General features: G+C 73.4%; 24 protein-coding genes. 21 read left to right on the forward strand and 3 right to left on the reverse strand.

Annotated elements, in window-relative coordinates; genetic code table 11:
- The first annotated feature begins 3 nt into the window (after positions 1–3).
- The 18 genes from coaD (at position 4) to GFH29_RS06790 (ending at position 18,909) form a co-directional block, all read left to right on the forward strand.
- On the forward strand, positions 4–510 hold the full coding sequence (gene coaD / locus GFH29_RS06705; RefSeq protein WP_153322611.1) for a pantetheine-phosphate adenylyltransferase: 507 nt from the start codon (positions 4–6) through the stop codon (positions 508–510).
- Positions 511–640: 130 nt separating this feature from the next.
- The gene (locus GFH29_RS06710) at positions 641–1,186 is read left to right on the forward strand and encodes a YceD family protein (RefSeq protein ID WP_228387811.1); all 546 of its coding nucleotides are present in this window, start codon (positions 641–643) and stop codon (positions 1,184–1,186) included.
- A 52-nt stretch (positions 1,187–1,238) separates the two neighbouring features.
- A complete protein-coding gene (gene rpmF, locus GFH29_RS06715; protein ID WP_153322613.1) occupies positions 1,239–1,424 on the forward strand; it encodes a 50S ribosomal protein L32 in 186 nt (61 codons plus the stop codon).
- A 25-nt stretch (positions 1,425–1,449) separates the two neighbouring features.
- Positions 1,450–2,163, forward strand: a complete 714-nt coding sequence (gene rnc / locus GFH29_RS06720) for a ribonuclease III (protein ID WP_153322614.1) — start codon at positions 1,450–1,452, stop codon at positions 2,161–2,163.
- Between the two features lie 3 nt (positions 2,164–2,166).
- Entirely contained in the window at positions 2,167–3,081 is a 915-nt protein-coding gene (gene mutM / locus GFH29_RS06725) for a bifunctional DNA-formamidopyrimidine glycosylase/DNA-(apurinic or apyrimidinic site) lyase (protein ID WP_153322615.1), read from the forward strand.
- A gap of 111 nt (positions 3,082–3,192) precedes the next feature.
- Positions 3,193–3,405 carry a hypothetical protein gene (locus tag GFH29_RS06730; protein WP_153322616.1) on the forward strand — a complete coding sequence of 71 codons (213 nt, stop codon included), beginning with the start codon at positions 3,193–3,195 and terminating at the stop codon, positions 3,403–3,405.
- A gap of 318 nt (positions 3,406–3,723) precedes the next feature.
- Complete coding sequence (smc, locus tag GFH29_RS06735) at positions 3,724–7,272, forward strand: chromosome segregation protein SMC (protein WP_153322617.1); 3,549 nt, start codon at positions 3,724–3,726, stop codon at positions 7,270–7,272.
- Positions 7,269–7,730: an acyl-CoA thioesterase gene (locus GFH29_RS06740; RefSeq protein ID WP_153322618.1), complete on the forward strand. Its 462-nt coding sequence runs from the start codon at positions 7,269–7,271 to the stop codon at positions 7,728–7,730. Before smc ends, GFH29_RS06740 begins: the two co-directional genes overlap by 4 nt.
- Positions 7,731–7,916: 186 nt before the next feature.
- Positions 7,917–8,153, forward strand: a complete 237-nt coding sequence (locus GFH29_RS06745) for a hypothetical protein (RefSeq protein ID WP_153322619.1) — start codon at positions 7,917–7,919, stop codon at positions 8,151–8,153.
- 112 nt (positions 8,154–8,265) lie between these two features.
- A complete protein-coding gene (locus GFH29_RS06750; RefSeq protein ID WP_153322620.1) occupies positions 8,266–9,861 on the forward strand; it encodes an ABC transporter substrate-binding protein in 1,596 nt (531 codons plus the stop codon).
- Positions 9,855–10,892, forward strand: a complete 1,038-nt coding sequence (locus GFH29_RS06755; RefSeq protein ID WP_228387812.1) for an ABC transporter permease — start codon at positions 9,855–9,857, stop codon at positions 10,890–10,892. The genes GFH29_RS06750 and GFH29_RS06755 overlap by 7 nt, the downstream gene beginning before the upstream one ends.
- Positions 10,889–11,734 (forward strand): ABC transporter permease, encoded by an 846-nt coding sequence (locus GFH29_RS06760; protein ID WP_153322621.1) that lies wholly within the window; start codon positions 10,889–10,891, stop codon positions 11,732–11,734. Before GFH29_RS06755 ends, GFH29_RS06760 begins: the two co-directional genes overlap by 4 nt.
- Complete coding sequence (locus GFH29_RS06765) at positions 11,731–12,615, forward strand: ATP-binding cassette domain-containing protein (protein WP_153322622.1); 885 nt, start codon at positions 11,731–11,733, stop codon at positions 12,613–12,615. The genes GFH29_RS06760 and GFH29_RS06765 overlap by 4 nt, the downstream gene beginning before the upstream one ends.
- Positions 12,612–13,274 carry an ABC transporter ATP-binding protein gene (locus tag GFH29_RS06770; protein WP_153322623.1) on the forward strand — a complete coding sequence of 221 codons (663 nt, stop codon included), beginning with the start codon at positions 12,612–12,614 and terminating at the stop codon, positions 13,272–13,274. Before GFH29_RS06765 ends, GFH29_RS06770 begins: the two co-directional genes overlap by 4 nt.
- A gap of 48 nt (positions 13,275–13,322) precedes the next feature.
- A complete protein-coding gene (gene ftsY / locus GFH29_RS06775; protein ID WP_153322624.1) occupies positions 13,323–14,504 on the forward strand; it encodes a signal recognition particle-docking protein FtsY in 1,182 nt (393 codons plus the stop codon).
- Between the two features lie 270 nt (positions 14,505–14,774).
- Entirely contained in the window at positions 14,775–16,121 is a 1,347-nt protein-coding gene (locus tag GFH29_RS06780; RefSeq protein WP_228387813.1) for an ammonium transporter, read from the forward strand.
- Complete coding sequence (locus GFH29_RS06785) at positions 16,118–16,456, forward strand: P-II family nitrogen regulator (protein ID WP_153322625.1); 339 nt, start codon at positions 16,118–16,120, stop codon at positions 16,454–16,456. The genes GFH29_RS06780 and GFH29_RS06785 overlap by 4 nt, the downstream gene beginning before the upstream one ends.
- Before the next feature lie 221 nt (positions 16,457–16,677).
- A complete protein-coding gene (locus tag GFH29_RS06790) occupies positions 16,678–18,909 on the forward strand; it encodes a [protein-PII] uridylyltransferase (protein ID WP_194289081.1) in 2,232 nt (743 codons plus the stop codon).
- Here GFH29_RS06790 and GFH29_RS06795 read toward each other — a convergent pair.
- Entirely contained in the window at positions 18,906–19,118 is a 213-nt protein-coding gene (locus GFH29_RS06795; protein WP_153322627.1) for a YbdD/YjiX family protein, read from the reverse strand. The genes GFH29_RS06790 and GFH29_RS06795 overlap by 4 nt on opposite strands.
- Positions 19,115–21,331 carry a carbon starvation CstA family protein gene (locus tag GFH29_RS06800; RefSeq protein ID WP_153322628.1) on the reverse strand — a complete coding sequence of 739 codons (2,217 nt, stop codon included), beginning with the start codon at positions 21,329–21,331 and terminating at the stop codon, positions 19,115–19,117. The genes GFH29_RS06795 and GFH29_RS06800 overlap by 4 nt, the downstream gene beginning before the upstream one ends.
- Positions 21,332–21,500: 169 nt before the next feature.
- Here GFH29_RS06800 and ffh point away from each other — a divergent pair, with 169 nt between their 5' ends.
- Together ffh and GFH29_RS06810 are read left to right on the forward strand one after the other, a co-directional pair.
- The gene (gene ffh / locus GFH29_RS06805; RefSeq protein WP_153322629.1) at positions 21,501–23,069 is read left to right on the forward strand and encodes a signal recognition particle protein; all 1,569 of its coding nucleotides are present in this window, start codon (positions 21,501–21,503) and stop codon (positions 23,067–23,069) included.
- Between the two features lie 7 nt (positions 23,070–23,076).
- Positions 23,077–23,442, forward strand: a complete 366-nt coding sequence (locus GFH29_RS06810; protein ID WP_153322630.1) for a hypothetical protein — start codon at positions 23,077–23,079, stop codon at positions 23,440–23,442.
- 36 nt (positions 23,443–23,478) lie between these two features.
- Here the strand turns inward: GFH29_RS06810 and GFH29_RS06815 are convergent, their stop codons facing one another.
- Positions 23,479–24,648 (reverse strand): ROK family transcriptional regulator, encoded by a 1,170-nt coding sequence (locus tag GFH29_RS06815; RefSeq protein ID WP_153322631.1) that lies wholly within the window; start codon positions 24,646–24,648, stop codon positions 23,479–23,481.
- A gap of 166 nt (positions 24,649–24,814) precedes the next feature.
- Here GFH29_RS06815 and GFH29_RS06820 point away from each other — a divergent pair, with 166 nt between their 5' ends.
- A complete protein-coding gene (locus GFH29_RS06820) occupies positions 24,815–26,950 on the forward strand; it encodes a glycoside hydrolase family 3 protein (RefSeq protein ID WP_153322632.1) in 2,136 nt (711 codons plus the stop codon).
- Positions 26,951–26,952: the final 2 nt, after the last annotated feature.

A 26,952-nucleotide genomic window follows, 5' to 3' on the forward strand; every position in this document is an offset into this window, starting at 1 on the left:
TCCGTGCGCCGAGCCGTCTGCCCGGGATCGTTCGACCCGGTCACCAACGGCCACCTCGACGTCGTGGGACGCGCCTCGTCGCTCTTCGACGAGGTCGTCGTCGCGGTGGGGGTCAACGCCTCCAAGAATCGGCTGTTCAGCGCCGAGGAGCGCATGGAGATGCTCCGCGAGGTCTGCGCGGACCTGCCCAACGTGCGCGTCGCGGGCTTCACGGGCCTGCTGACCACCTTCTGCGAGGAGCAGGGCATCCAGGCGATCGTCAAGGGCCTGCGCGCGGTCTCCGACTTCGAGTACGAGCTGCAGATGGCGCAGATGAACGCCTCGCTCACCGAGGTGGAGACCGTCTTCGTGCCCACCAGCCCCGAGTACTCCTTCCTCGCCTCGAGCCTGGTCAAGGAGGTCGCGACGTTCGGCGGCGACGTCTCCAGCCTGGTCCCGCCGAGCGTGCACGCGCGCCTCACGGCCCGCCTCTCCGAGGTCGCCGCCCGCGCTGCGGGGGCCGGAGGATGACCGCGGCGTACGCCGTAGGCCGCCCGGGTTTGGTGACCCGTCTCCCGGGCGGATACGATTCCCGACGATCTGTTCGTGCCCGGAACCGGAAGTGATTCAACTGTCAAGCCTGGACCCGAGAGCGCCGCTCGTGCTCGACACTCGCGAGCTCGGCCGCCGCCCGGGGTCCCAGCGACAGCTGACACTGACGGTGCCGGCGCCGCCAGATCTTGGCATCGAGGTTCTCAAGGTCCCCGAAGGTGCGCCGGTCGAGCTTGACCTGCGCCTGGAGGCGGTCATGGAGGGCGTCCTGGTCACCGGCACGGCGAAGGCCGTGGTGGAGGGCGAGTGCGCGCGGTGCCTGGAGGAGATCGCCGACGAGCTCGAGGTCCGCTTCCAGGAGCTGTTCGTGTACGACGACCTGGGTGACTCGGACGCCGACGACGAGGACAACGGGGTCAGCAACCTCCAGGACGACCTGCTCGACCTGGAACCCCTGCTGCGGGACTCGGTGGTGCTCGCACTACCGTTCCAGCCGCTGTGTCAGGACGACTGTCCGGGACTGTGCACCGAATGTGGTGCGCGCCTGGCGGACGATCCGGACCACCAGCACGAGGACGCGATCGATCCGCGATGGGCGGGGCTGAGCGCGCTGAACAAGCTCGACAAGAAGGACTCGGAATCCTCCGAGAACTGATCAAGCACATCAATGCGGCCGGACCTCCCGGCCACGGTATGAGGAGAGAACAGTGGCTGTCCCGAAGCGGAAGATGTCGCGCAGCAACACGCGTCACCGTCGCTCGGCCTGGAAGGCCGTGGCACCGACCCTGGTGACCTGCGCGAACCCCGCCTGTGGCTCCAAGCACCTCCCGCACCGTGCGTGCGGCGAGTGCGGCCAGTACGGCGCCCGTGCCGACCGTCGTCAGGTCCTCTGAGCCCGCTCAGGGTCTCTGACCACGGTTGACCAACTACGCGGAGCTGCGTCGAGCGCTCGGTGATCCCCAGCTGGATCCCGAGCTGCTCGAGCGCGCGCTCACCCACAGGTCCTACGCCTACGAGAACGGCGGACTGCCCACCAACGAGCGCCTGGAGTTCCTCGGGGACTCCGTGCTCGGGGTCGTCGTCACCGAGACGCTCTACCGCACCCACCCGGACCTCTCCGAGGGCCGGCTGGCCAAGCTGCGGGCCGCGGTCGTCAATGCGCGCGCCCTGGCCGAGGTCGGGCGCGGGATCGGCCTCGGCGAGCACGTCAAGCTCGGCCGCGGCGAGGAGGCGACCGGCGGACGCAACAAGTCCTCGATCATCTCCGACACCGTCGAGGCCGTGATCGGTGCGGTGCACCTCTCCGGCGGCATGGAGGTCTCCGCGCAGGTCGTGCACCTGCTCTTCGACCCGCTGATCGAGGCCGCCTCGGCGCTCGGCGCCGGGCTGGACTGGAAGACCTCGCTGCAGGAGATCGCCGCCGAGCACTCCCTCGGCGTGCCGGAGTACGTCATCACCGCCGACGGCCCCGACCACATGAAGACCTTCACCGCGCAGGTGCGGGTCGCCGACCGGCTCTACGGCAACGGCGTCGGCCGCTCCAAGAAGGAGGCCGAGCAGGCCGCCGCGGAGACGGCGTACGGCGAGATCGTGGCGCAGCTGGGCGTCTCCGCGGCCTCCGACGCCGGCTGAGCCGTGCCCGAGCTCCCCGAGGTCGAGGTCGTCCGGGCCGGCCTGGAGCGCCACGTCGTCGGCCGCACGGTCCGTGGCGTCGAGGTGCTGCACGAGCGCCCGGTGCGCCGCGACCTGCGCGGCCCCGCCGGCTTCGTCGCCGCGCTGACCGGGCGCCGCATCATCGATGCGCGGCGTCGCGGCAAGTACCTCTGGCTGCCGCTGGACAACGGCGACGCGCTGCTGGCCCATCTCGGCATGAGCGGGCAGATGCTGGTGCAGCCCGCCGCCGCGCCGGACGAGAAGCACCTGCGGGTGCGCCTGGTGCTCGACGACGCCCGCCAGCTGCGCTTCGTCGACCAGCGGATGTTCGGCGGGCTGACCGTCTCCGCGGGCGGCGCCGAGCTGCCGCCCGAGATCGCCCACATCGCCCGCGACCCGCTGGACCCGGACTTCGACGACGCCGAGTTCGTACGCCGGGTGCGCCGGCGGGCCTCGGGGATCAAGCGTCAGCTGCTCGACCAGGGGCTGGTCTCCGGTGTCGGCAACATCTACGCCGATGAGTCGCTGTGGCGCTCCCGCCTGCACGGCGAGCGCCCGGGGGACCGGCTCAGCGCCGCCCAGGTGCGCGAGTTGCTCGGCCACGTGCGCGACGTGATGGGGGAGGCCCTCGCCCAGGGCGGCACCTCCTTCGACGCCCTCTACGTCAACGTCAACGGCCAGTCGGGCTACTTCGACCGCTCGCTGCGCGCCTACGGGCGCGAGGACGAGCCCTGCGAGCGCTGCGGCACGCCGATGCGCCGGGTGGCGTTCATGAACCGCTCGTCGTACTTCTGCCCCACCTGCCAGCCGCCCCCGCGGCGACGCCGGACGCCCGCGCCGGGGCGCGGTGTCGTGGCGGCTCCGGGCCCGGCCGCGGAGACCGCGCTGCCAGATTGACCCGGCCCGCGTGCGGGTGGGACTCTTGAAGACGGTCCGCGGCGAGCGGATCATCCGTGCGGTCGCGATCGCCGCCGCCCGGCACCACCACGAGAACCCGGAAGGCTCACCATGGCCAAGGCACTCATCGGCCACCTGAGCAGGGACCTGCGGACCCCCAGCCACCTGATGGTCGAGAACTCCCGACTGCGCGCCCGCGTGGGCGAGCTCGAGGCGCTCGTCCTCCGGCTGGCCGAGGAGAACGACCGCCTCAGCGCGGCGCACCGCACCGACCTGCTCGAGCTCGACAACGCCGCCTCCTTCGAGGACATGCAGCCCGCCTGACGATCTCCTGCTGGGAGTCGCCGGTAGCTGGTCCGCGCCGCGTGGCCCGCGGGAGGCGCCTGGTCGAGGCCTGCTCCGCGATTGGTCACGAACGACACCTCGGTGGGGCGTTTTGTTGTCGTTGGGGACCAAACGTCGACGTGAGGTGGCCCGGCACCCCACCCCCACGCCACCCGCGTGGGAACGCCGAACCGCCGGAGCACATCGGTAGGCTGGCGCGCGCCGCGCTTCCCCGCCTGCGGTGCTGTGCCGGTGCTGTGCCCCTGCTGTGCCGGCCGAGCGCCTCGTCCCTGAAGTCCAGCGTGATGGGAGCCCCGGGTGTACCTGAAGAGCCTGACCCTCAAGGGGTTCAAGTCCTTCGCCTCCGCGACCACGCTCCAGCTCGAGCCGGGGATCACCTGCATCGTCGGGCCCAACGGCTCCGGCAAGTCCAACGTCGTCGACGCGCTCGCCTGGGTGATGGGAGAGCAGGGGGTCAAGTCGCTGCGCGGCGGCAAGATGGAGGACGTCATCTTCGCCGGTACGTCGGGGCGCCCGCCGCTCGGTCGCGCCGAGGTGGTGCTGACCATCGACAACTCCGACGGCGCGCTGCCGATCGAGTACACCGAGGTGACGATCAGCCGCACGATGTTCCGCAGCGGCGGCTCGGAGTACGCCATCAACGGCAACACCTGCCGCCTGCTCGACGTCCAGGAGCTGCTCTCCGACTCCGGCATCGGCCGTGAGATGCACGTGATCGTGGGGCAGGGCCAGCTCGACCAGATCCTGCACGCGACGCCGGAGGACCGGCGCGGGTTCATCGAGGAGGCCGCGGGGGTCCTCAAGCACCGCAAGCGCAAGGAGAAGGCGCTGCGCAAGCTCGACTCCACCGACGCCAACCTGCACCGGCTCAACGACCTCATCGCCGAGATCCGGCGCCAGCTCAAGCCGCTGGGCCGCCAGGCCGAGGTGGCGCGTCGTGCGGCCGGTGTCCAGGCCGACGTCCGCGACGCCCGGGCCCGCCTGCTCGCCGACGACCTGGTCACCGCCCGCACCGCGCTGGAGCGCGAGATGGCCGACGAGTCCGCCCTGCTGGAGCGGCGTGCGGAGCTGGAGCAGCAGACCGCCGCGGCGCGCGCCCAGGAGAGCGAGCTCGAGGCCGCGCTCCGCGAGGACCTGCCGGCCCTGTCGCGTGCCCAGGACACCTGGTTCGCGCTCTCCGGGCTGCGCGAGCGGCTGCTCGGCACCCAGTCGCTGGCCGCCGAGCGGCTGCGCAACGCCACCGCGACCGCTGAGAGCGAGCACCGCGGCGGCCGCGACCCCGAGGAGCTCGAGGCGCAGGCCGAGCAGGCGCGCACCCAGGAGCAGCAGATCGCCGCGGAGGTCGAGGCCCGGCGCCTCGCCCTCGAGCAGGCCGTCACCGCCCGCCGCGCCGCCGAGGACGCCGCGACCGAGGAGGACCGCAGGGTCGCCGCCCTCCAGCGCGCCGCGGCCGATCGCCGCGAGGGCCTGGCGCGGCTGCACGGTCAGGTCAACGCCATGCGCTCGCGCGCCGTGGCCGCCGACGAGGAGGTCGGCCGCCTCACCGCCAACCGCGAGGACGCCCTCGCCCGCGCCCAGCGCGCCCAGCGCGACTTCACCGCCCTGGAGACCCAGGTCGCCGGGCTCGACGCGGGGGAGGAGGACCTCGACGCCGAGCACGAAGCGGCCGTCGCGGCCCTCGACGACCTCGAGGCGCGCCTGGTCAAGCTCCGCGAGGAGGTCCAGCAGGCCGAGCGGGAGCGCTCCTCGCTCGCCGCGCGCAAGGACGCCCTGGAGATCGGGCTGAACCGCAAGGACGGCGCCGGCGCCCTGCTCGCCGCGACCGACACCGTCTCCGGCCTGCTCGGCTCGGTGGCCGCCTTGCTCACCGTCCGGCCCGGCTACGAGGCCGCGGTCGCGGGCGCGCTGGGTCGGGCGGCGGACGCCGTGGCCGTCGCCGACGCCGACACCGCGGTGGCCGCGATGACCCACCTGCGCGCCGAGGACCTCGGGCGCGCCGCGCTGCTGCTCGGCGGGGGAGCACCGGACGACGACGACTGGCCGGCCCTGCCCGAGCACGCGGCGTACGTGCGCGACGTCGTGGAGTGCCCGGGCGAGCTCCGCGCCGCCCTCGCCCGGCTGGTACGCCGGGTCGCGGTCGTCGAGGACCTCGACGCCGCCCGGGTCCTGGTGCGCGAGCTGCCAGAGCTCACCGCGGTGACCCGTGAGGGCGACCTGATCGGCACCCACTTCGCCTCCGGCGGCTCCGCGAGCCAGCCCAGCCTGATCGAGGTCCAGGCGGCCGTCGACGAGGCGGCCGAGCAGCTCGCCGAGGTGACCGCGAGCGCCGAGCGGCTCGGCTTCGAGGTCAGCCGGCTCGAGGCGGAGCGGCACGAGGCCCAGCAGCGTGTCGACGTCGCGCTGGCCCGCCTGCACGAGTCCGACGCGACCCTGGCCGCCGTGGCCGAGGAGCTCGGCCAGCACGGCTCGCTGGCTCGCGCCGCCCGCGGCGAGGCGGAGCGGCTCGCCCGGGCCATCGAGGCCGCCCAGCAGGCCCGCGAGCAGGCCGTCGCCGGGCTGGCCGAGCTGGAGGCCCGGCTGGCCAGCGCCGAGGAGACCCCCGAGGAGGAGCCGGACACCGGCACCCGCGAGCAGCTGACCGAGGCCGCCCGCGCGGCCCGCCAGGAGGAGACCGAGGCCCGGCTGGCGCTGCGCACCAGCGAGGAGCGGGCCCGCGCGATGAGCGGGCGCGCCGACTCGCTGCTGCGCGCCGCCCGCAGCGAGCGCGAGGCCCGTGCCCGGGCCGCCGAGCGCCGCGAGCGCGCCCGCCAGGAGGGTCGCGCCGCGAAGGCCGTCGGCGCCGCCGTGGCGCACGTGCTCACCCGCCTGGAGGACTCCGTGGCGCGGGCCGCCGAGCACCGCGCGGAGGTCGAGCAGGCCCGCCGCGCCCGCGAGCAGGAGCTGATGGCCGTGCGGTCGAGCCTGCGCGACCTGGCCCGCGCGCACGATGAGCTCCTCAACGCCGCCCACCGCGACGAGATGGCCCGCGCCCAGCAGCGCATGCGCATCGAGCAGCTCGAGGAGCGCGCGGTCGAGGAGCTCGGCACCGCCCCCGATGCGCTGGTCGCCGACTACGGCCCCGACCAGCCGGTGCCGGCCACCGAGCCCGGCCCCGACGGGGAACCGCTCGAGCCCACGGCGTACGTCCGCGAGGAGCAGCAGAAGCGGCTGCGCGCCGCCGAGCGCGCCCTGGCCCAGCTGGGCAAGGTCAACCCGCTGGCGCTGGAGGAGTTCTCGGCGATGGAGGAGCGGCACAAGTTCCTCACCGAGCAGCTGGAGGACCTGCGCCGCACCCGCAAGGACCTCCTCGACATCGTCCGAGAGGTCGACGCCCGCGTCGAGCAGGTCTTCACCGAGGCCTACGCCGACGTGGAGCGCGCCTTCGACGCGACCTTCGCCCGGCTCTTCCCCGGAGGGGAGGGCCGCCTGGTCCTCACCGACCCCTCCGACATGCTCACCACCGGCATCGAGGTCGAGGCGCGACCGGCCGGCAAGAAGGTCAAGCGGCTCTCGCTGCTCTCCGGCGGCGAGCGCTCGCTGGTCGCGGTGGCCTTCTTGGTGGCGCTGTTCAAGGCGCGCCCCTCGCCGTTCTACATCCTCGACGAGGTCGAGGCGGCCCTGGACGACACCAACCTGGGCCGGCTGCTCGAGATCTACGAGGAGCTGCGGGAGAGCTCGCAGCTGCTCGTCATCACCCACCAGAAACGGACCATGGAGGTCGGAGACGCCTTGTACGGAGTCACGATGCGTGGAGACGGCGTCTCGGCCGTGATCAGCCAGCGGCTGCGGGAGGTGGAGCCCGCATGAGCGAGGAGCGCACCCGTCCGGCCCGCCCCACCCGCGCGGACTACGTCGCCTGGCGCACGGTGACCACCCGCTGGCGCGACGACGACGCCTACGGCCACCTCAACAACGCGACGTACTACGAGCTGTTCGACACGGCCGTCAACGCGCACCTGTTCGAGGCGACCGGCACCAACGTGCGCCACCTGCCCCAGATCGGGGTGGTGGCGGAGACCTCGTGCCGCTACTTCCGCGAGATCGGCTTCCCCGAGCCGATCGAGACCGGGATGGTCGTCGACAAGGTCGGCACCTCCTCGATCGTCTACCGGATCGGGCTCTTCCAGGGCGACTCCGACGAGGCGGCCGCCGAGGGCCGCTTCGTGCACGTGTACGTCGACAACGCCGCCGGCGCGGGCGACCGCCCGGTGGCGCCGATGCCGGACGTGATCCGCGCCGCGGTCGAGCCGCTGCTGCGCCCGTAGCGCACACGGGGGCGCCACGCGCCGACGGGCACCGGCCAATGGCCACGCGGTGCGGGGAGTCGGTCCTGCGACGAGGAGGACCAAGGACCGGGTGCCGGCCGGCGCGGCCGGACTGGGACGCTGGACACCCCCCTCGGGCCGGTGCCTGCACCGGTCGCCCCTCGTCTCACTCGGGAGATCCCCCTCATGACCTACGTGGTGCTGTCCATGGTCCTCATCGTCGCCGTGGCTGCCGCCGTCGTCGTGTACGCCGCCTACCCGCACCGCGGCCGCGACATCCCGAAGCTGCCCCGGCTCGGGCGCGCGATGCGCCGGGTCAAGGGCTCGGTCTCCGTGGTCGAGCACGACGGCGCCGACGACCACGACGCACACCTGGCCGCCTCGCTGAGCGACGGCCGCAAGCGGCGCCCTCGCACACGCTGACTGCCAAAAACGAAACGCCGTCTCGTCTGCAGGAACGGCCGCACGGAGCGCGCGCCATGCCTTAGGGTCTGCTATTGCGAACAACTCGCAATAACGACCTGAGAGGGTTCCCGTGCGTCGTCCCGCCCGATCCACCGCGCTGGCCGCGGTCGCCGTGCTGGCGACCGCTCTCCTGGGCGGCTGCGCCTCCGACCCCTCCCCGGCCACGGCGGGGGAGAAGCCGGCCCAGCTCACGCTGGCCCTGGGCGGGGAGCCCGACGACGGGTTCGACCCCACCCTCGGCTGGGGTCGCTACGGCTCGCCCCTCTTCCAGTCCACGCTCCTGCAGCGCACCGCTGACCTGGAGGTCACCGGCGACCTCGCCACCGACTGGGAGGTGAGCCGGGACGGTCGGGTCTGGACCGTGCAGATCCGCGACGACGCGCGGTTCACCGACGGCTCGCCGGTGACGGCCGAGGACGTCGCCTACACCTTCAACCAGGCCTCGCGCTCGGGCGGGCTCACCGACGTCACGGTCCTGGAGCGCGCCGAGGCCACCGGTCCCACCACCGTGGAGCTGCGGCTGCGCCGCGCCCAGAGCACCTTCGTCAACCGCCTCGTCAGCCTGGGCATCGTGCCCCGGGACGCCCACGGGCCCGCTTATGCCCGGCAGCCGGTCGGCTCCGGGCCCTACACCTTCGTCTCCTGGGAGCCCGGGCAGCAGCTGGTGGTCGAGCGCAACGACGACTACTACGGCGAGCAGCCCGACTTCGAGCGGCTGGTCTTCCTCTTCACCGACGAGGACGCGACGCTCGCCGCGCTCCGGTCGGGGCAGGTCGACCTGGCCGGCGTCCCGTCGTCGATGGCGTCGCAGGACATCGCGGACATGTGGCTCCTCACCGTGCCCAGCCTCGACAACCGGGCGCTGTCCTTCCCCACCCTGCCCGACCAGGGGCGGACCACGCCCGAGGGTCGCCCGATCGGCAACGACGTGACCTCCGACGTCGTCGTACGACGCGCGATCAACCTGGCCGTGGACCGCGAGGCGCTGGTCGCCGGCGTGCTCGACGGCCACGGCTCCCCGGCGTACGGCCCGGTCGATGAGGCGCCGTGGTTCGAGCCGTCCACCGCGATCGAGGACGCCGACCCCGAGGCCGCCGCCACGCTCCTGGAGCAGGCCGGCTGGACCGACGAGGACGGCGACGGCGTACGCGAGAAGGACGGCGTGGCCGCCGAGCTGACCCTGCACTACCCGGCCGGCGACTCGCTGCGCCAGAACCTCGCACTCGCCGTGGCCGACATGGTCGACGACGCCGGGATCGCGATCACCGCCCAGGCGGGCAGCTGGGAGGAGATCGAGCAGCGGCTGCACGCCGACCCGGTCCTCTTCGGCTGGGGCAGCCACGACCCGATGGAGATGTACAACCACCTCGCCTCCTCCCAGGCCGGCATCGAGTACAACAACCCCGGGATGTACGCCGACGACGAGGTCGACCGGCACCTCGAGGCCGCGCTGGCGGCCACCGACCCCGACGTCGCCACCCGGCACTGGCAGGCCGCCCAGGTCCCCTCCGGCCCGGCCGCCGACGCCCCGTGGGCCTGGCTGGTCAACCTCGACCACACCTACTACGTCCGCTCCTGCCTCGACCTCGGTGAGCCGGTGGTCGAGCCGCACGGCCACGGGTGGCCGCTGACCGCCGGCATCGCCGGGTGGCGGTGGTCGTGCTGAGGCTGGCGAGGGGCGTCGCGGGCAAGGCCGCCCAGCTGGCGCTGCTGCTGGCCGCGGTGGCCGTGGCGTCCTTCGCGCTGATGTCGGCCTCGCCGGTCGACCCCGTCGACGCCTACATCGGCGCGGAGCTCACCGCCGTCGGCCCCGAGCAGCGCGAGCTCATCGAGCAGCGCTGGGGCCTGGACGACTCGGCACCGGAGCGCTTCGTGACCTGGGCCGGCGAGCTCCTGCAGGGCAACGCCGGGCAGTCCCACATCTACGGCCAGCCGGTCACCGAGGTCATCGGGTCCCGCCTGGTGGCCAGCCTCGGGCTGATGGCCGGGGCCTGGCTGCTCTCCGGGCTGTTCGGCTTCGTGCTGGGCGTGCTGGCCGGGGCGCGTCGCGGCACCCTGGTGGACCGCGGCATCACCTGGTGGGCCTACACCCTCTCCTCGGCCCCGACGTTCTGGGTCGGCCTGATCCTGCTCTACGTCTTCTCGGTCTGGCTGCAGTGGACCCCCGTCTGCTGCGCCGGCCCGATCGGGGTGCTGAGCGAGGACGTCACGCTGTGGCAGCGCCTGCACCACATGCTGCTGCCGATGCTCGCGCTCAGCGTCGTCGGGGTCGGCCCGATCACGCTGCACACCCGCCAGGCCGTGGCCGAGGTGCTGGCGCAGGACCACGTCACGTTCGCGCGCTCGCTGGGGGAGACCCCGCGTGGGGTCCTGGTACGCCGGGTGCTGCGCAACGCCGCCGCCCCGGCGGTGATGCTGCAGTTCGCGAGCATCGGCGAGCTGTTCGGAGGCTCCGTTCTCGCCGAGCAGGTCTTCTCCTACCCGGGGCTGGGGCAGGCGACCACCCAGGCCGCGCTGCGCCAGGACGTGCCGCTCCTGCTCGCCATCGCGCTCGTCACCGCGGCACTGGTCTTCGTCGGCAACACCCTGGGCGACCTGGTGCACCGCCGGCTCGACCCGCGCGCCGCCCGGGACGTCCAAGGCAGGTCCGCGGCGCGCCCGGATCGCCACGCCGCCGTCGGGCAGGTGAGCGCATGAGCACCCTGAGCCTGCCGGTCCCGACCCGCAACACCCGCCGCCGCACGCTCAACGTCACCCTGGTGGCGCTGGGGATCGTCGTCGCGGTCGTCGTGGCCGCCTTCGCGCTGGAGCCGCGCGCCGGGGCCACCGACCTGGCGGACAAGCTCGTGGCGCCCTCGGCCGCGCACCCGTTCGGCACCGACTGGCTGGGCCGCGACCTGCTCGCCCGGGTGCTGGTCGGGCTGCGGCTCAGCCTCGTCGTCGGCCTGGTCGCCGCGGCCGGGTCCGCGGTGATCGCGCTGCTGCTCGCCGCCTTCGCCACCACAGCCGGGCGGCGCGCGGAGGCGTGCGTGACCTGGCTGGTGAACCTGTTCCTGTCCGTCCCGCACCTGGTGCTGCTGATCCTGGTCACCTTCGCGCTCGGCGGCGGCACCGAGGCGGTCGTGATCGCGGTCGCCGTCACGCACTGGCCGAGCCTGACCCGGGTGCTCATCGCCCAGGGACGGGTGGTCGCCCGCTCCGACTACGCCGCGCTCGCGCGCGGCTTCGGGCACGGGCGCTGGCACGTCGCCCGCCGCCACGTCATGCCCCACCTGCTGCCGCACGTGCTCGTCGGGGGGGTGCTGCTGTTCCCGCACGCGATCATGCACGAGGCCGCCCTGTCGTTCCTCGGCCTGGGCGTGGACGCCTCCCAGCCCGCGGTCGGGGTGCTGCTGCGCGACTCGATGCGGTTCTTGTCGACCGGCCAGTGGTGGCTCGCGGTGCTGCCCGGCCTGTGCCTGCTCGTCCTCGTCCTGCTCGTCGACACGATCGGCGACAACCTGCGTGCCCTCACCGACCCCAGGAGCCACCACCGATGAGCGTTCGACCCGTCTCGACCGACACCGCCCCCGGCGCGCCGCTGCTCGACGTACGCGACCTGTCGGTGAGCTTCACCCAGTACGCCCGCGGGCTGCGTCGACGCCACCTCACCCCGGTGCGCGGCATGACGCTCCAGGCCCGGGCCGGGGAGGTCACCGCCCTGGTCGGTGCCTCCGGGTCCGGCAAGACCCTGCTCGGGCTCGCGGTGCTCGGCCTGCTCCCGACCAACGCCTCCACCAGCGGTGAGATCCGCTACGACGGGGCTCCGCTGAGTGACGCGCGCCGCGCGGCACTCGTGGGTGGCGAGGTCGCCATGCTGCCGCAGTCGATGAGCCACCTCGACCCGACCGCGACGGTGCGTGCCCAGGTGGCCCGAGCCCTCGAGCTGGGGGGACGCCCGGCGGCCGACGCCGAGGCGGTCCTCGCCGCCCGCGGTCTCGGCCCGGAGGTGCTGGCCCGCTATCCCCACGAGCTCTCCGGCGGGATGGCCCGCCGGGTGCTGCTGGCGATGGTGCTGTCCTCGCCGCGCCGCCTGCTCGTGGCCGACGAGCCCACCCCCGGCCTCGACCCCGACTCCGCCCGGCGCACGCTGGCGGAGATCCGGGGGCTCGCCGACGCCGGCGCCGCCGTGGTGCTGATCAGCCACGACCTCGTCGGCGTGCTGGACATCGCGGACCGGATCGTGGTCACCGACCACGGCACCACCCTCGAGACCGCGCTCCCCGCCCAGTTCGCCGGCGACGGCGCCGGGCTCGTGCACCCGTACAGCCGTGCGCTGTGGCGCGCGATGCCCGCCAACGGGTTCCACCTGCCCGGCGAGGAGGCGCTGGTACGCCGCGCGCTCGCGGAGCCGGTGGGCGGCGCGGCGGCGGTGGCATGACGCTGCAGGCAGACGAGGTCTGGTTCCGCCACGGCGGCGACGACCCCTGGGTGCTGCGCGCGGCGAGCCTCCAGGTGCGCGCCGGCGAGGTCGTCGGGCTGCGCGGGCCCTCCGGCATCGGCAAGTCCACCCTGGGCCGCGTCCTGGCCGGCCTGCTGCGACCCGCGCGGGGCGAGGTGCGTACGCCGCGGGGCCGGATCGTGCGTCCCTGCCGGGAGGTGCAGTACCTGGCCCAGGACGCGCAGGCGGCCATGAACCCGCGCTGGCGGGTCCGCGACGTCCTCGCTGAGGCCGGCCCCCACGAGGCAGGCCCCCACGAGGCTGGTCCCCACGAGGCTGGTCCCGACGAGGCTGGGGGAGGCACGGACGGCGGGCTGGTCGACCCGGGCTGGCACGACCGGTTCCCCCACGAGCTCAGCGGCGGCCAGCTGCAGCGGGTCAACCTGGCCCGGGCACTGCGGGCCGGGCCGACCTACCTCGTCGCCGACGAGATCTCGGCGAGCCTGGACGCGGTCAACCAGGCGGTGGTGTGGCACGACCTGATGGCGGCGGCACGCGCCGCGGGTCTGGGCGTGGTGGCCATCTCCCACGACGCGTCGCTCCTGGAGCGGGTGGCGGACCGGGTGGTGGAGTTCGTCCCCGGCGGTCCGACCGGCTGAGCGCCTGCGGCGCGGATCCGCGCCGGGGCCTCTGGTTGGATTGGGCCCATGGAATCTCTCGCCCTCGTGATCCTGCTCGTCGCCGTCGTCGGCGTCGCGCTGGTCGTCACTGTCGCCGGCCTGCTGGTGAGCGGCCGGCGCAAGCCCAAGCCGCTGCCGCGCACCCACACCGACGTCATCGCGACGCCGCCGACCGATCCCGACGCGCCGCCGGTGGAGCTCAGCTCGCCGCCGGCGACCATCGAGCCCGAGGTCGAGGCCGAGCCGGCCGTCATCGTCGAGGAGCCGGAGCTCCCGGCCCTGGAGCGGCCCGAGGGCACCGCCTCGCGCCTGGTGCGTCTGCGCCAGCGCCTCGCCGGCTCCCAGGGTGGCCTGGGCCGCGGCCTGCTCGCGCTGCTCAGCCGCGACCGGATCGACGAGGACACCTGGGAGTCCATCGAGGACACCCTGCTCACCGCCGACGTGGGCGTCGTGCCCACCCAGGAGCTGGTCGAGCGGCTGCGCACCCGCATGCGCGTCGAGGGCCTCTCGGCGGCGGAGACGCGCACCATCCTGCGCGAGGAGCTGCTGACCCTTGTCGATCCCGACATGGACCGCCGCCTGCAGGTCAGCGGCGAGGACGGCAAGCCCGGCGTCGTCCTGGTCGTCGGCGTGAACGGCGCCGGCAAGACCACGACGGTCGGCAAGATCTCGCGCATCCTGGTCGCTGAGGAGCGCAGCGTGGTGCTCGGCGCGGCCGACACCTTCCGTGCCGCCGCTGTCGAGCAGCTCGCCACCTGGGGCGAGCGCGTCGGCGTCGAGGTCGTCCGCGGCCCCGAGGGCACCGACCCCGCCAGCGTCGCCTTCGACGCGGTCAAGGAGGGCGTCGACCGCGGCGTCGACACCGTCATCGTCGACACCGCTGGTCGGCTGCAGAACAAGGCCGGCCTGATGGACGAGCTCGGCAAGGTCAAGCGGGTGATCGAGAAGCAGGCGCCGGTCACCGAGGTGCTGCTCGTCCTCGACGCCACGACCGGCCAGAACGGCATGATCCAGGCGCGGGTCTTCAGCGAGGTCGTCGACGTCACCGGCATCGTGCTCACCAAGCTCGACGGCTCGGCCAAGGGCGGCATCGTCGTGGCCGTCCAGCGCGAGCTCGGCGTACCGGTCAAGCTGGTGGGGCTCGGCGAGGGCGCTGACGACCTCGCGCCGTTCGACCCGGGCGCGTTCGTGGACGCCCTGCTCGGCTGAGCTTCGTCCCGCACCCTGCCTCGACCCCGGTCCGCGTCCGCGCGGCCGGGGTCGCGGCGTTCCCAGGCGCTACGACGGGCAAACGGCCGGACTCCAGGCGACATCCAGATGTAACAAACACCTCGGACTCGTTTCCTGCCAGCAACAAACAGCGGTCCATGGCGAAACCTCCGGGACCGAGGGTCTAGGAGAACGGACACGGAGCCGGCCCGAGGAGACAACGCCGTCAGGGGTCCCCGTCGTCCACAGATCGCTAACCCTGGAGGTTCGATGGACTACGGCTACCACGCCTTGATGCTGATCGCGGCGTCACTCGTCCTGATGATGACGCCCGCCCTCGCGCTGTTCTACGGCGGCATGAGCCGGTCCAAGTCCGTGCTCAACATGATGATGATGTCGTTCTCCTCCATGGGAGTCGTCGGTGTCATCTACGTCCTGTGGGGCTGGAGCATGTCCTACGGCGACACTGACATCGCGATGCTCTTCGCCAACCCCTTCGAGCTCTTCGGCCTCGACGGCGTCGCGGGCCAGGACTACATCTTCGTCGGCTTCCAGCTGACCTTCGCGGTGCTCACCGCCGCGCTGATCAGCGGCGCGATCGCCGACCGGATGAAGTTCTCCGCCTGGCTGCTGTTCCTCCCGCTGTGGGTGACGCTGTCGTACTTCCCGCTGGCCCACATGGTCTGGGGCGGCGGCTTCCTCAGCCACTCGACCAACGGCCTGGCCGACCTGCTCTTCTCCGGTCCTGACGGCGCCGAGGTGGCGCCGATCGACTACGCCGGCGGCACGGTCGTCCACATCAACGCCGGTGTCGCCGGCCTGATCCTGGCCCTCATGCTCGGCAAGCGCCTCGGCTTCGGCAAGGAGCCGATGAAGCCGCACAACCTGCCGCTCACCATGCTCGGCGCCGGTCTGCTCTGGTTCGGCTGGTTCGGCTTCAACGTCGGCTCGATCGTCTTCGCCGGCGACAGCGCCGAGGGCGACGCCGCGCAGTTCCTGAGCGAGACCAGCCTGGTCTGGCTGAACACCACGGTCGCCGCGGCCGCCGCGATCCTCGGCTGGCTGGTCATCGAGAAGCTGCGTGACGGCAAGGCCACCTCGCTGGGTGCCGCCTCGGGCGTCGTCGCCGGTCTGGTCGCGATCACCCCGGCCTGTGGGGCCGTCTCGCCGATCGGCGCGATCATCCTCGGCCTGGTCGCCGGCGCCCTGTGCGCCCTGGCCGTCGGCCTGAAGTACAAGCTCGGCTACGACGACTCCCTCGACGTCGTCGGCGTCCACCTCGTCGGTGGCATCGTGGGCACCGTCGGCGTCGGCTTCGTCGCCACCGCGGGCGGCCTGTTCTACGGTGACGGCCTCAAGCTCCTCGTGGTCCAGTTCGTCGTCGCCCTGTTCGCGATCCTCTGGTCCGCCGTGGCCACCGTGATCGTCGCGCTCATCGTCAAGGCGGTCATCGGCCTGCGTCTCCCCGAGGAGGACGAGGTCACGGGCATCGACTTCGCCGACCACGGGGAGGCCGCCTACGACTTCACCGGCAGCGGCGCCACCCGCCGTGCGTCGGTCCTCGCCGGTGGCTCCGCCCCGGCGTCCACCACCCCCAGCGAAGGAGCCAACGCATGAAGCTCGTGACCGCGGTCATCAAGCCGCACAAGTGGGAAGACGTCCGTGAGGCCCTGGAGACCTTCGGGGTGACGGGCATGACCGTCAGCGAGGTCAGCGGCTACGGCCGCCAGAAGGGCCACACCGAGGTCTACCGGGGCGCGGAGTACGACATCGCGCTGGTGCCCAAGATCCGCATCGAGATCGTCACCGAGGACGAGGACACCGACGACGTCGTCGGGATCATCGTCAAGACCGCCCAGACCGGGCGGATCGGGGACGGCAAGGTCTGGGTCAGCCCGGTCGAGACGGTCGTCCGGGTCCGCACCGGCGACCGCGACGAAGCGGCCCTCTGATCCGAGCTCTGTGATCCGACACCGCTGAACCACCACGGCCCGGCTCCCCGATGGGGGGTCGGGCCGTGGTGCGTCCTGCGAGATGATGCAGCCCCCGTCGCGCGGCGTCCGCCCGCGCGGCCCTGGCCCGGCCCGCCCCCGACCGCACCACCAGGAGACCACCGGATGAACCCCGGCAGCGCACGCCCCGCACGCCCCGCAGGAACCCCAGGACCGCTCTCGTGACCGCAGCCGAGCGGGCCCGTCGTACGAGCGAGGCCGACGCGCTGTGCGCCACGGCGTACGCCGCGTGCGGGGGGCCGGACACCGGGATCGCGCTGGTCGCGGTGGGCGGCTACGGCCGCGGCGAGCTGGCGCCGCACTCCGACCTCGACGTGGTCCTGGTCTGCGACGAGGGGGTCGAGCCGGGGGAGCTCGCCGAGCGGGTGTGGTACCCGCTGTGGGACTCCGGCGCCCGGGTCGACCACGCGGTGCGCACGCTGGCCGAGGTGCAGCGCGCCGCGGAGGACGACCTGCGGGTGGCGCTCGGGCTGCTCGACGCGCGCCACCTCGCCGGGGACCCGAACCTCACGCTGCGGCTGCGCACCCAGGTGCTCGCCCAGTGGCGCCGCGGCGCGCTGCGCCGCCTGCCCGAGCTGCAGCGTCTGGTGCGCGAGCGGCACCGCCGCGTCGGTGAGCTCGCGCACCTCTCGGTCCCCGAGGTCAAGGAGGCCGGCGGCGGCCTGCGCGACGCCGGGGTGCTCAAGGCGCTGCTGGCGACCTGGCTGGTCGACGTGCCGCACGTCGAGCTCGAGCAGAGCCGCCGCGCGCTGCTCGACGTGCGCGACCTCGTGCAGACCTTCGCCGGGCGCGCCTCGGACCGGATCGCCCCGGAGATGTGGACCGACCTGGCCGAGGGGCTGGGGCTCGCCGACGCCCGGGCCGCGCAGGTGCACGTGCGTGAGCTCGGACGCCGCATCACCCACCTCTCGCGGCTCTCCTGGCGCCGGGTGGACGCGCGGGTCGCCCAGCCGGCAGCGGTCGGCGTACGACGTCCTGCGCTGGTGTCGGTGGCGCCCGGGGTCGCGGTGTCACGAGCGGAGGTCGTGCTGGCGAAGGGCGCACAGCCCGACCGGGACCCGCTGCTGCTGCTGCGGGCGGCGACCGTCGCGGCCGAGCGCGACCTGGTGCTGTCGCCGCTCACCGCGGCCCGGCTGGCGCGCGAGTGCCCGCCGCTGTGCGACCCCTGGCCCGACGAGGCGCGGCACCTGATGGTGCGGCTGCTGGCCGCGGGGCCGGGGCTGCTCCCGGTCTGGGAGACCCTGGAGGAGACCGGCGCGCTGGACGCGTTGTTGCCCGAGTGGGAGGCGATCCGGCTGCTGCCGCACGCCTCGGTGATCCACCGCTTCACCGTCGACCGGCACGTGGTCGAGACCTGCATCGAGGCCTCGGCGCTGATCCGGGAGGTGAACCGTCCCGACGTGCTCATGGTCGCCGCCCTGCTGCACGACATCGGCAAGGGCCGGCTCACCGAGCACAGCGTCGCGGGGGAGCCGATCGCCCGGGCGATTGCGACCCGGATGGGCTTCGACGACGACGCCGTCGACCTGGTGGCCCGCCTGGTGCGCTGGCACCTGCTGCTGGCGGAGACCGCGACCACCCGCGACCCCGACGACCCCGCCACCGTCGCGCTGGTCGCCGAGCGGCTGCGCGACGCCGAGGCGCTCGACCTGCTGGCCGCCCTGACCCAGGCCGACGCCCGCGCGACGGCGCCGCAGGCCTGGACCACCTGGCGTGCCGGGCTGGTGCGCGACCTGACCCGGCGGGTGCGCGGGGTGCTGCAGGGGGAGGTCTCCCCGGCGCGGGTGGTCGGCGAGGACGTCGTACTGCCCCGGGAGGCCGCCCGGGGTCGCCTGGTGCTGGACATCGAGCCGGTGCGCGACGGCTCGCGGGTGACCGCGATCGCGCCGGACCGGGTCGGGCTGCTCGCCGACGTCGCCGCGACCTTCGCGCTCCAGCGGCTGCCGGTGCGCGCCGCCCGGGCGTGGGCGCAGGACCACTACGGCGTCAGCGTGTGGCAGCTCGACGGTGAGGACCTCGACCCCGCGCTGCTGCGTGAGCGTTACGAGGCGATCCTCGAGGGCCGCCTCGACCCGCAGCCCCGCCTCTCGCGCCAGTCGGCCCGGCAGACGCTCGCCCCGAACGTCGCCGTACGACCCGAGGCGTCGGCGCAGGCCACGGTGCTGGAGGTGCGCGCCGACGACCGCCCGGGCGTGGTCTACCTCGTCTGCTCCGCCCTCGCGCACCTCGACGTGGCGGTGCGCTCGGCGCACGTGGACACCCTGGGGCCGCAGGCGGTCGACGTGTTCTACCTGCAGGAGGCCGGGGCCGGCGCGCTCTCGGACTCCCGGGCCGCCGAGGCGGCGCACGCCGTACGAGCCGCGCTCGGCGGGGAAGCCCCTCCGTCGCCCTAGCAGCAGCGGCCGGTCTGCTGGTGCTCGCGCAGGTCGGCGCGGTGCCGCTCGAACTCGCGACGCGACATCGGGGTGCGACCGTCCGCGGCACACCGGGCGAGGTAGTCGTCCCAGCGCGACTCGCCGCTCACCTCGCGCAGGTACCAGCGCAGCCCCGCCGCGGCCCGCCGCAGCGGGCCGGGGCGGGCCGTCGTACGCGAGGTGCTCATCGCGGGTCACCGGCGAGCCGGGTCGGGTCCTCACGACGCGACTGCTCCCACTCGCGCACGGCGACCTTCTCCTCGGCGGTGGCGAAGAAGTCGCTCGGGGCGACGATGTGGGAGGGCGTGTAGGGCACCTCGGTCGTCGGCAGCCCCCCGGCGCGGGCGGCGCGCACGCAGACCACCGCTGCGTTGGCGACCACGACGATCACCAGCACGGCGAAGGTCGCCTGCAGCACGCCGTTCAGCGTGGAGTTGAAGACCACCTGGTCCATCTGTGAGGCGTCCGCGGCCGGAGCCAGGACCTCGCCGGCGTCGCGGGCCGTGCGGTAGCGGTCGGCCTGGGCGAAGTAGCCGATCGCCGGGTCGTCGGAGAACACCTTCTGCCAGCTCGCCGTCATCGTGACCACGAGGTCCCACACGAGCGGGACACCCGGCACCCAGGCCCAGCGCAGCTTGCCGTGCTTGATCAGCAGCGTGACGCACAGGGTCAGCGCGATCGCGGCCAGCAGCTGGTTGGCGATGCCGAACAGCGGGAAGAGCTGGTTGATGCCGCCGAGCGGGTCGCTCACGCCGATGTAGAGCATCGAGCCCCACGCGGCCACGACGACCGCGCTGGCGCCCCAGGCCGCGGGCTTCCAGGAGGTGTCGCCGAAGCGCGTCCACACGTTGCCGATGGTGTCCTGCAGCATGAACCGGCCGACCCGGGTGCCCGCGTCGACGGCGGTGAGGATGAACAGCGCCTCGAACATGATCGCGAAGTGGTACCAGAACGCCGCGAGCCCGCCGCCGAACGCCTCCTCGAAGATCTGGGAGATGCCGAACGCCAGGGTCGGCGCCCCGCCGGTGCGCGAGACGAGTGTCTGCTCCTCGACCGCCGCGGCGGCCGCCTGGAGCTGCTCGGGGGTGATCGTGAAGCCGAGCCCGGTGACGTACTCCGCGGCGGAGGTGAAGTCGCCGCCGGTCGCGCCGGCCGGGCTGTTCATCGCGTAGTACATGCCCTGGTCGATGACCACGGCGGCGATCAGTGCGCTGATGGCCACGAAGGACTCCATCAGCATGCCGCCGTAGCCGATCATCCGGACCTGGCTCTCCTTGGCGATCATCTTGGGCGTGGTGCCCGAGGAGATCAGCGCGTGGAAGCCGGACAGCGCGCCGCAGGCGATGGTGATGAAGACGAACGGGAACAGCTCGCCGGCGAAGACCGGGCCGTCGCCGTCACGGGCGAAGCTGGTGACGGCGTCGGCCTGGAGGACCGGGCGGGCGAGGACGAACCCGATCGCGAGCAGCACGATCACCCCGACCTTCATGAACGTCGAGAGGTAGTCGCGCGGGGTCAGCAGCGTCCACACCGGCAGCACCGAGGCGATGAAGCCGTAGACGACCAGGCACAGGGTGAGCGTCTCGGGGGACAGAGTCAGCGCGTCGCCGAGGGCGGTGCCGTCGACGTAGCCGCCGCCGATGATGGCCAGCAGCAGCAGCACGACCCCGATCGCGGTCACCTCGAGCACCCGCCCGGGGCGCAGGAAGCGCAGGTAGACGCCCATGAACAGCGCGATCGGGATGGTCAGGCCGATCGAGAACACGCCCCACGGCGACTCGGCCAGTGCATTGACCACGACCAGCGCGAGCACCGCCAAGATGATGATCATGATCGCGAAGACCGCGATCAGCGCCGCGGTGCCGCCGACCACGCCGATCTCGTCGCGCACCATCTGCCCCAGGCTCTTGCCGTCGCGGCGCATCGAGAAGAACAGCACGATCATGTCCTGCACGGCACCGGCCAGGATGACGCCGACGACGATCCAGATCGTGCCGGGCAGGTAGCCCATCTGCGCGGCGAGGACCGGTCCGACCAGCGGCCCGGCGCCCGCGATCGCGGCGAAGTGGTGCCCGAACAGCACCCGGCGGTCGGTGACCTCGAAGTCGACGCCGTCATCGAGCCGCTCCGCCGGGGTGGCCCGGGTGTCGTCGACCTCCAGCACCCGCCGGGCGATGAACCGGGAGTAGAACCGGTAGGCGATGGCGTACGACGCGAGCGCGGCGAACAGGATCCACAGCGCCGAGACCTCCTCGCCGCGGGCGAGGGCGAGCACCGTCCAGCACACCGCGCCGACGACGGCGACGAGGACCCAGATCAGGATCGAGAGCGGGCCCGGTCGGCCACGGGGCGCGGGGGAGCGCGGTCGGTCGGCGTGCGGGCTGGGCGTGGTGGTCTCCATGGGTCCTCCAGGTGCCGTTTCGACGACGTCATTGTGACCTACGTCGCATTGCGGGACGGGTACCCCGCGCGGCCCCGCAGGTCGATTCGTCGCGCCGGGGCGGCGGATCGACGCGCGCCCGTTAGGATTTGCGCTGATCACCCACCCACAGGACCGAGGACCACCTTTCGTGTTCGCCACTCTTTCCGACCGCCTCGCCGACACCTTCAAGAACCTCCGGGGGAAGGGCCGGCTCTCCGAGGCCGACATCGACGCCACCGCGCGCGAGATCCGCATCGCGCTGCTGGAGGCCGACGTCGCCCTCCCGGTCGTCAAGGAGTTCGTCGGCGCGGTCAAGGACCGGGCCCGCGGCGAGGAGGTCAGCCAGGCGCTGAACCCCGCCCAGCAGATCGTCAAGATCGTCAACGAGGAGCTCGTCGAGATCCTCGGCGGCGAGACCCGGCGCCTGCGCTTCGCCAAGACCGGTCCGACCGTGATCATGCTCGCCGGCCTCCAGGGCGCCGGCAAGACGACGCTGGCCGCCAAGCTTGCGCTGTGGCTCAAGGAGCAGGGCCGCACGCCGATGCTGGCTGCCTGTGACCTCCAGCGGCCCAACGCGGTCAACCAGCTGCAGGTCAACGGCGAGCGCGTCGGCGTACCCGTGTTCGCGCCGCAGCCGGGCAACGGCGTCGGCGACCCGGTCGCGGTCGCCCGCGAGGCCCTCGACGAGGCCAAGCGCAAGCTGCACGACGTCCTCATCATCGACACCGCCGGTCGACTCGGCGTCGACGCCGAGCTGATGCAGCAGGCCGCCGACATCCGCGACGCGGTCAACCCCGACGAGGTCCTCTTCGTCGTCGACGCGATGATCGGCCAGGACGCCGTCACCACGGCGCAGGCGTTCCTCGACGGGGTCGGCTACGACGGCGTCGTGCTCACCAAGCTCGACGGTGACGCCCGCGGTGGCGCGGCGCTCTCGATCCGCTCGCTCACCGGCAAGCCGGTCATGTTCGCCTCCAACGGCGAGAAGATGACCGACTTCGACCTCTTCCACCCCGACCGCATGGCCTCGCGCATCCTCGACATGGGCGACGTCATGACCCTGATCGAGCAGGCCGAGAAGACCTTCGACGCCGAGCAGGCGATGAAGGCGGCCGAGAAGCTCTCGGGCAAGGGCGACTTCACCCTCGACGACTTCCTGCAGCAGATGCAGCAGGTCCGCAAGCTCGGCTCGATGTCGAAGATCATGGGCATGCTGCCCGGGATGGGTCAGTTCCGCGACCAGCTCGAGAACTTCGACGAGCGCGAGATCGACCGCATCCAGGCCATCATCCAGTCGATGACCCCGGCCGAGCGGGCCAACCCCAAGATGATCGACGGCTCGCGCCGGGCCCGCATCGCGAAGGGCTCGGGGCGCCAGGTCTCCGACGTCAACAATCTCGTCGACCGCTTCTTCGAGGCGCGCAAGATGATGATGCAGATGGCGCGCGGCGGGGGGATCCCGGGGATGCCCGGCATGCCGGGGATCCCGGGCATGCCCGGTCCGGGCAAGAAGGCGAAGCAGGCCAAGCAGGCGAAGAAGGGCAAGAAGCGCGTCTCGGGCAACCCGGCCAAGGCGGCGCAGGAGAAGGCCGCCCAGGCCGAGCGTCCGGCCGCCGCGGCGAACCCCTTCGGCAAGCCCGACGGCGAGGACGTGGACTACGAGCAGGCGGCCGCCGCGCTGAACCTGCCGAAGGACTTCTCCAAGTTCCTCAAGTGAGCCGGTGATGAGCACCGTCCTCGTCGTCGACGGCGCCAACGTGGTCGGGGCCAACCCCGACGGCTGGTGGAAGGACCGCGCCGGCGCCGCGCGGCGCCTGCACGAGCGGCTGCTGGTCGGCGACACGGCGTACGACGAGGTCGTGCTGGTGCTCGAGGGGCAGGCCAAGGGCGGGGTCCGCGTCGGTCGCGACGCCCACGTGCGCACCGTGCACGCCCCGCGCGACGGCGACGCCACGATCCTGGCCGAGGCCCGCGCCGCGGCCGAACGCGGGCACCGGGTCACGGTGGTCACCGCCGACCGCGCCCTCGGCGCCAGTGCCTCCGCCGTCGCCCAGGTCCTCAGCCCCTCCTGGCTGCTCTCCCACATCTGACGCCGACGGGGCGCGCCATCGGCGCCGACTCGGCGATCAGGGGTGGGAGGTGGAGAGGCGGGCGTTGGCCAGCGCCACGGCGCCGAGCGCCTCGGCGCGGTCGCCCAGCTCACCGGCCACGACGCGTACGGCGCTGGCGGCCCCGGGCTGGGCGAAGCGGTCGATGGCCTCGCGGGCGCCGGCGACCGTGGACGCGGTCGCTCCCAGCACCCCGCCGAGCACGACCACACCGGGGTTGAGCACGTTGCACAGGTCGGCCACCACCCGGCCCACGGCCCGCCCCGCGTCGCCCAGCACGCGCGCGACCCCGGGGTCGCCGTACAGGTCGAGCTCGCGCACCCGCGCTGCGCTCAGCGGTTCGTCGTACGCCGGCTGGAGCTGCTCCACCAGGCGGGATGCGGAGACCCGGGTCTCCAGGCAGCCGCGGTTGCCGCAGCGGCACAGCGCGCCGTCCTCGGCGACCTGCACGTGGCCGATCTCGCCGGCGATGCCGCTGGCACCGCGCTGCAGGCGCCCGCCGAGCACCACGCCCGCGCCGAGCCCGCTGGAGATCGTGACGTAGACGAGGTCGGCCGCGCCGCGCCCGGCCCCGTGGTGGAGCTCGGCCAGGGCGCCGAGGTTGGCGTCGTTGTCGGCGCGCACCGGGACCGCGAGCCGTTCGCGCAGCTCGGCCGCGGGCGCCAGGCCGCGCCACCCGCGCAGGATCCCCGAGTGGATCCGGCCGGTGCTCGCATCGACCGGAGCCGGCACGCACAGCCCGGCGGCCAGGAGCGGCCCGGCGTCGCGCTCCTGCCCGGCGAGCCTGCGGGTCATCGCCGCGGCCAGGTCGAGCGATCGGGCGCCGTTGGGGTCGACGTCCACCTCGGTGTGGGTCTCCGCGAGGAGCGCCCCCGACCGGTCGGCGAGCAGCACCCGCACATGGCGGTGGCCGATGTCGACGCCCGCGACGGTGCCCGGCGGGGTGCCGATCTCCAGCAGCACCGGCGGGCGCCCGCTGCCGCCCTTGTGCGGCACCCCGCGGGCGCTGCGCTCCACGACCTCGCCGCTGCCCAGCAGCTCGGTCACGACGACCGAGACCGTGGAGCGGGCCAGGCCGGTGCGCCGGCCGATGTCGGCGCGGCTCAGCGGCCCCTCGGCGGCGAGGAGCGCGACGACGGCGCGCCGGGTGGCCGCCCGCAGGCGGTCCCCGGGAGCGGGACGAGCCACGTCCGGCAGCCTAGGTCTATTCGTGCGGGGCGTGAACTAACAAGTCGGGTGAGACGCCGAGTTCTGCATTGACCCGGGCCGAATCGCCGCTCGAAGGTGAGGCACGTGCCAGGGCGCGTCGGCGGGCGCACGCCCCGCCGTTCTTGATCGGGCAAGGAGGCCCCTCATGACGCTGCACACCACACCGGTCCCACCCCCGCGCACCCGAGCGCCACGACGGCGCACCGCCCCGCTGGCCGCGGCGGCGCTGTCGCTGGCCCTGGTGGCCACCGGCGCTCTCGGCGCGTCCACTGCCTCGTCCGCGGAGACCGCCGGCGCCGGCAGTACGACGGGCGCGGCGGGGGCGCCGGGCAAGGGCCGCCCGGCGTACCGCAACCCGTCGCTGCCGACCCACCAGCGGGTCGCGGACCTGCTGTCCCGGATGACCATCGAGGAGAAGGTCGGCCAGATGACCCAGGCCGAGCGCGCCGACGTGGCCGCCGACCCGAGCCTGGTCACCACCTACGGCCTGGGCAGCGTGCTGTCCGGCGGCGGCTCGGTCCCGGCCGACAACACCCCGGCCGGCTGGGCCGACATGGTCGATGAGTTCCAGCGGGCCGCGCTGGACACCCGGCTCGGCATCCCGCTGTTGTACGGCGTGGACGCGGTCCACGGCCACGGCAACCTGCGGGGTGCGACGGTCTTCCCGCACAACATCGGGCTCGGCGCCACCCGCGACCCCCGCCTGGTGGAGCGCATCAACCAGGTGACCGCGGAGGAGACCCGCGCCAGCGGGCCGCAGTGGAACTTCGCGCCCTGCCTCTGCGTCGCGCGCGACGACCGCTGGGGACGCACCTACGAGTCGTTCGGGGAGAACCCGCGCCTCGCCGCGGTGCTCGGCGGCGCCGCGATCGACGGCCTCCAGGGCCGGCGCCACCGCGACCTGCGGCGCCCGGACCGGGTGCTCGCCACCGCCAAGCACTTCGCCGGCGACGGGCTGACCACCTTCGGCACCGGTGAGGGCGACTACACCATCGACCAGGGCATCACCGAGGTCTCCCGCGCGGAGTTCGCACGCCTCGCGCTCTCGCCCTACGTCCCGGCCGTGCGCCGCCACGACGTCGGCTCGGTGATGCCGTCGTTCTCCAGCGTCGACTGGACCGACGACGGCCTCGGCGACCCGCTGAAGATGCACGCCCACGAGGAGCTGATCACCGGCGTGCTCAAGGGTGACCTCGGCTTCGACGGCTTCGTGATCTCCGACTGGCGCGGCATCCACCAGATCCCGGGCGACTACCCGACCCAGGTCGCGACCTCGGTCAACGCCGGTGTCGACATGTTCATGGAGCCCGCCAGCGGCACCGAGACGGCGTGGCGCGACTTCATCCCGACGCTGGTCTCGCTGGTCGAGGACGGCACCGTCTCGACCGAGCGGATCGACGACGCGGTCGGGCGCATCCTCACCGCCAAGTTCGACCTCGGCCTGTTCGAGCGTCCCTTCACCGACCGGCGCAACCTCGAGGAGATCGGCAGCCCTCAGCACCGCGCCCTGGCCCGCGAGGCCGTGGCGAAGTCGCAGGTGCTGCTGCGCAACCGCCGGCACACCCTCCCGCTGCCCTCCGCCTCGCGCGCACCGGTGTACGTCGCCGGCAGCAACGCCGACAACATCGGCAACCAGGCCGGGGGCTGGACCCTCACCTGGCAGGGCGGGTCGACCAACGTCATCCCCGGGGAGACGATCCTCGACGGGATCCGCGACGCGGCCCGCGGGTCGGTGACCTTCAGCGAGACCGCGTCCACGCCGGTCCCGCGCGGCGCCCACGGCGTCGTGGTCGTGGGCGAGACGCCGTACGCCGAGGGCTTCGGCGACGTCGGCGGTCCGCAGTGGGGCTTCGACCCCGGTGACAACGGGGTGCTGCGCCCGCAGCAGACCATGCAGCTCAACGCCGCCGACCAGGCGGCGGTCGAGACGGTGTGCGCCCAGGCCCGCACCTGCACGGTCGTGGTCGTCTCCGGGCGCCCGATGATCATCGAGCCGGCGCTGCTGGCCGAGATCGACGCCCTGGTCGCCTCGTGGCTGCCCGGCAGCGAGGGCGCCGGGGTGGCGGACGTGCTGTTCGGTCGCCGCCCGTTCACCGGACGGCTCTCGGTCAGCTGGCCGCGGTCGCTGGAGCAGGAGCCGATCAACGTCGGTGACGGCCAGGACCCGCTCTACGGCTACGGCTGGGGGCTCCGCACCCGCGGCCACGGCCACGGCCACGGGGGCCACGGTCACGGGGGACACGGCCACGGCGGACACGGTCCTGGGGGCGGACACCGCTGAGC

Origin of the sequence: Nocardioides sp. dk884 (assembly GCF_009557055.1) — a bacterium.
In the GTDB taxonomy this organism is placed as follows: domain Bacteria; phylum Actinomycetota; class Actinomycetes; order Propionibacteriales; family Nocardioidaceae; genus Nocardioides.